Genomic DNA, 4444 nt, shown 5'->3' on the forward strand with positions numbered 1-4444 from the left:
CCGGGGGGGCGGGGGTGTGGAGGCGTGGGCCAGGCCCCGCGCTGTCGTCGGGCGCGCGCCGGGCCCCCGATCGCCCGCCCCCGCCCCCTTCCCGTCTCCGTACGGCCACGTCAGGGCGTACGTGAGGGTTGCGTTCCGGGCGCCGGGGGTAGGTACGGCTGTGACCGCACCAGCTGCCCCGCACCCCCCGCGAGGTGATTCGACGTGTTCCTGGAAGCCCTCGGCTCGGCCCTGCTCGGTTTCGCCCTGGCCTGGGCCGCCGTGCACCGGCTGCCCGACCGCCTCCCCGTCCGGGCGATCGTCCTCCTCACCGGGACGCTCGGCGGCGTCTTCGGCGCGCTCGTGACCCACGGGGCGCTCGGCCCCGGCCACTTCCTCGCCACCCTGATCGGTGCCGTGGCGGTGGCGGCGGTGCTGCTCTCGCTGCTGATCCGCCCGGCCTCGCGTAGACTGCGCCGATCAGCCACCGTCTGACCGGCGCGGCGCCGACGGGCGCCCAGGAGGCCTCGGGCCCCTCCGTCCCGCTCCTGCCCGGTCCGCCCGGCTCCGGCCCGGCTCAGGTCGGCTCAGGCCGCCTCACAGGTCGGCTCCGGCAGGCTCAGGTCGGCTCAGGCCGCGAGACCCAGGGCGGCCATGCGCTTGGTGTGCGCCTCGGTGATCCGGGAGAACATCCGGCCGACCTCGGCGAGGTCGAAACCGTCCGCCACGCCGCCGACCAGCATCGTCGAGAGCGCGTCGCGCTCGGCGACCACGCGCTGCGCCTGCGAGAGCGCCTCGCCCATCAGACGTCGCGCCCAGAGCGCGAGCCTGCCGCCGACGCGCGGATCGGCCTCGATCGCCGCACGGACCTTCTCCACCGCGAAGTTGCCGTGGCCGGTGTCGTCGAGCACCGCGAGGACGAGCCCGCGCGTGTCGGAGTCGAGCCGCGCCGCGACCTCCCGGTAGAAGTCACTCGCGATCGAGTCGCCCACGTAGGCCTTGACGAGACCCTCCAGCCAGTCGGACGGCGCCGTCAGGCGGTGGAAGTCGTCGAGCGCCTTCGCGAAGGGCTCCATGGCCGAGGTCGGCTCGGCGTCGACGGCCGCGAGGCGGTCGCGCAGCCGCTCGAAGTGGTGGAACTCGGCCGAGGCCATCTTCGCCAGCTCCGCCTTGTCCGCGAGGGTCGGCGCCAGCTTGGCGTCCTCGGCGAGCCGCTCGAAGGCCGCGAGCTCTCCGTAGGCGAGGGCGCCGAGGAGGTCGATCACGGCGGCGCGGTACTCCGGCTCGGCGGAAGCCTCCGCCCAGTCCTTGGCGGCGATCCCGGTCGGTGTGGCGTTGTCAGGCGTCTCCATGGAGCGCACAATAGCCCGCCCGCGCGGCCCGCTAAGGCCCAGGCCAGTCAGTGTGACCGTGCCCTCATCGCGATTTCTCCCAACACACATGCGCGAATCCGGGGTACAGTGATAAGGCGCCTGCTGAGTATGCGGACATGCTTTCGCACGTTCGGACGTATTCGGTGGGCCGACTCATGAATGAGGATGCCCGGTCGGTGGCCCGATCGGCTCCGGCCCGACAGCCCTTCCGGCGGACCCGCGGAAGGGTCACCCTCAGCGGTACGACGCTCGAGCGACGGCAGTGGTCCCGTGCCACCCGGCGGTGATCTCCCCTGATCCCCCCGGAAGATCCCGGCACGGTACGACCCCCTTCGCTCGCCTCGCGCCGCGTCTCACAGAAGAGGCAGCACCCTGACTACGACCTTCCGAGAACTCGGAATCCTTCCCGAGACGGCCGAGGCCCTTGAGGCCGTCGGCATCGTCACCCCCTTCCCCATCCAGGAGATGACCCTCCCGGTCGCCCTCACCGGCACCGACGTCATCGGCCAGGCCAAGACCGGCACGGGCAAGACCCTCGGTTTCGGCCTCCCCATCCTGGAGCGCGTCACCGTCCCCACGGACGTCGAGGCCGGCCGGGCCGCGCCCGAGCAGCTGACCGACGCCCCGCAGGCGCTCGTCGTCGTCCCCACCCGCGAGCTGTGCCAGCAGGTCACCAACGACCTGCTGACCGCCGGCAAGGTGCGCAACGTCCGCGTGCTCGCCATCTACGGCGGCCGGGCGTACGAGCCGCAGGTCGAGGCGCTCCAGAAGGGCGTCGACGTCGTCGTCGGCACCCCCGGCCGTCTCCTCGACCTGGCCGGCCAGCGCAAGCTCGACCTCTCGCACGTGAAGGTCCTCGTCCTCGACGAGGCCGACGAGATGCTCGACCTGGGCTTCCTGCCCGACGTCGAGAAGATCATGAACATGCTTCCGGCGAAGCGCCAGACCATGCTCTTCTCGGCCACCATGCCGGGCGCGGTCATCGGCCTGGCCCGCCGCTACATGTCGCAGCCCACCCACATCCGGGCCACCTCGCCCGACGGTGAGGGCGTGACCGTCGCCAACATCAAGCAGCACGTCTACCGCGCGCACAACATGGACAAGCCGGAGATGGTCTCCCGCATCCTGCAGGCCAACGGCCGCGGACTCGCGATGATCTTCTGCCGCACCAAGCGCACGGCCGCCGACATCGCCGAGCAGCTGGAGCGCCGCGGCTTCGCCTCCGGCGCGGTCCACGGCGACCTCGGCCAGGGCGCCCGCGAGCAGGCGCTGCGCGCCTTCCGCAACGGCAAGGTCGACGTCCTCGTCTGCACCGACGTCGCCGCCCGAGGCATCGACGTCGAGGGCGTCACCCACGTCATCAACTACCAGTCGCCCGAGGACGAGAAGACCTTCCTCCACCGCGTCGGCCGCACCGGCCGCGCGGGCGCCAAGGGCACCGCGGTGACGCTCGTCGACTGGGACGACATCCCGCGCTGGCAGCTCATCAACAAGGCGCTCGGCCTCGACTTCCACGACCCGGTCGAGACGTACTCCAGCTCCCCGCACCTCTACGAGGAGCTGGACATCCCGGCGGGCACCAAGGGCATCCTGCCCCGCGCCGAGCGGACCCGCGCGGGTCTGGGCGCGGAGGTCCTGGAGGACCTGGGCGAGCCCGGCGGTCGCCGCGGCCGCGCCCCGAAGGCCGCCGAGAAGACCGAGGAGCGCCCGGCCCGCACGCGGACCCCGCGCCAGCGTCGTCGCACCCGCGGCGGCGAGCTCGGCGACGCCCCGGCGTCGGCGGCCCCGGCCCTCGAGACCGCGGCCGTCGAGACGCCCGCGGACGAGGCCCGCACCGAGTCCGGCCCGCGCACCCCGCGCCGCCGCCGTCGCACCCGCGTCGGCGCGCCGGCCACGGTCGCGGCTACGGCCACGGTCGAGGCCGAGGTCGTCGAGGCGCCGGTCGCGAAGGCGCCCGTCGTCGAGGCGGCTCCGGTCGTCGAGACCGCTCCGGTCGTCGAGACGGCTCCGGTCGTCGTCGAGGAGCCCAAGGCCCCCCGTCGCCGTACCCGTGCCGCCCGCCCGGAGGCCGTGACGGCGGCCCCGGCCGACCGCGCTCCCGCGGCCCACGCGGCTCCCGAGCCGGCTCCGGCCCCGCGCCGCCGCCGTGCCCGGGTGGCGCGTCCGGTCGAGGAGACCGTGTCGTTCCAGACGCCCGAGACCGCCGCGGTCGCCCTGATGGCCCGTCGTGCCGTCGAGGCGCCGGTCGTCGAGGCCGCTCCGGTCGTCGTCGAGGAGCCGAAGGCCCCCCGTCGCCGCACCACGAAGAAGGCCGTCGCGGAGCCGGTCGCCGAGCCGGTCGTGGCCGAGACCCCGGTCGTGGAGACCGTCGTCGAGACCCCGGTCGCCGAGGTTCCCGCTCCGCGCCGTCGCCGCACCGCCCGTCGGCCCGCCGGTTCTCCGGTGACCGCCGAGGCGCCGGTGGCCGAGGCGCCGGTGGCCGAGCCGGTCGCCGAGCCGGTCGCGGCGGAGCCCGCGCCGCGCCGCCGCCGTGCGGCCAGCCGTCCCGCCGGGTCCCCGGTGAGCGCCGCGGCCGCCGAGGTCATCGTCGTGGCCTCCGCGCCCGCTCCGGTCGTCGAGGCGCCGGCCGTGGAGGAGGCCCCGAAGAAGGCCGCTCCGCGTCGCCGCACCACCAAGAAGGCCGTGGCCGAGCCGGTCGTCGAGACCGCCGTGGCCGCCGAGACCGTCGAGGCGCCGGTGGCCGAGGAGGCTCCCAAGGCTCCCCGTCGCCGCGCGGCCAAGAAGACGGTCGCCGCCGAGGCCCCCGAGGCGTCCGCGCCGAAGACCGAGCCGAAGGCTCCGGCGCGCCGCCGTACGACCAAGAAGGCCGCGGCCGCCGAGGCCGAGGCTCCGGCGGTGGAGGAGGCCCCGAAGAAGGCGGCTCCGCGTCGGCGTACGACGAAGAAGGCGGCGGCGGCTCAGCCCGAGAGCTGACCCCACCGCACCGTCCGAGCGGCCGGCCCCACCGGGGACCCGGCTGCTCGGCCGTCCCACCCCCCCCCCGCCAGCCCCCCCGCCCCCCCCGCGGCCCGCGGGGGCCCCCCCCCCCCCCC

At 75.1% G+C, this 4444-nt stretch carries 3 protein-coding genes; 2 read left to right on the top strand and 1 reads right to left on the bottom strand.

Annotated elements, in window-relative coordinates; all coding sequences use genetic code 11:
• Nucleotides 1–204: 204 nt before the first annotated feature.
• Nucleotides 205–474: a hypothetical protein gene (locus ACFV2S_RS37195; protein ID WP_385570563.1), complete on the top strand. Its 270-nt coding sequence runs from the start codon at nt 205–207 to the stop codon at nt 472–474.
• Nucleotides 475–608: 134 nt separating this feature from the next.
• Here ACFV2S_RS37195 and ACFV2S_RS37200 read toward each other — a convergent pair whose 3' ends face one another.
• The gene (locus ACFV2S_RS37200; protein ID WP_383798081.1) at nt 609–1331 is read right to left on the bottom strand and encodes a ferritin-like fold-containing protein; all 723 of its coding nucleotides are present in this window, start codon (nt 1329–1331) and stop codon (nt 609–611) included.
• Between the two features lie 486 nt (nt 1332–1817).
• Here ACFV2S_RS37200 and ACFV2S_RS37205 point away from each other — a divergent pair, with 486 nt between their 5' ends.
• Nucleotides 1818–4325 carry a DEAD/DEAH box helicase gene (locus ACFV2S_RS37205; RefSeq protein WP_385570569.1) on the top strand — a complete coding sequence of 836 codons (2508 nt, stop codon included), beginning with the start codon at nt 1818–1820 and terminating at the stop codon, nt 4323–4325.
• The last annotated feature ends 119 nt before the right edge of the window (nt 4326–4444 follow it).

The organism is Streptomyces sp. NPDC059695 (assembly GCF_042733785.1).
GTDB lineage: Bacteria > Actinomycetota > Actinomycetes > Streptomycetales > Streptomycetaceae > Streptomyces.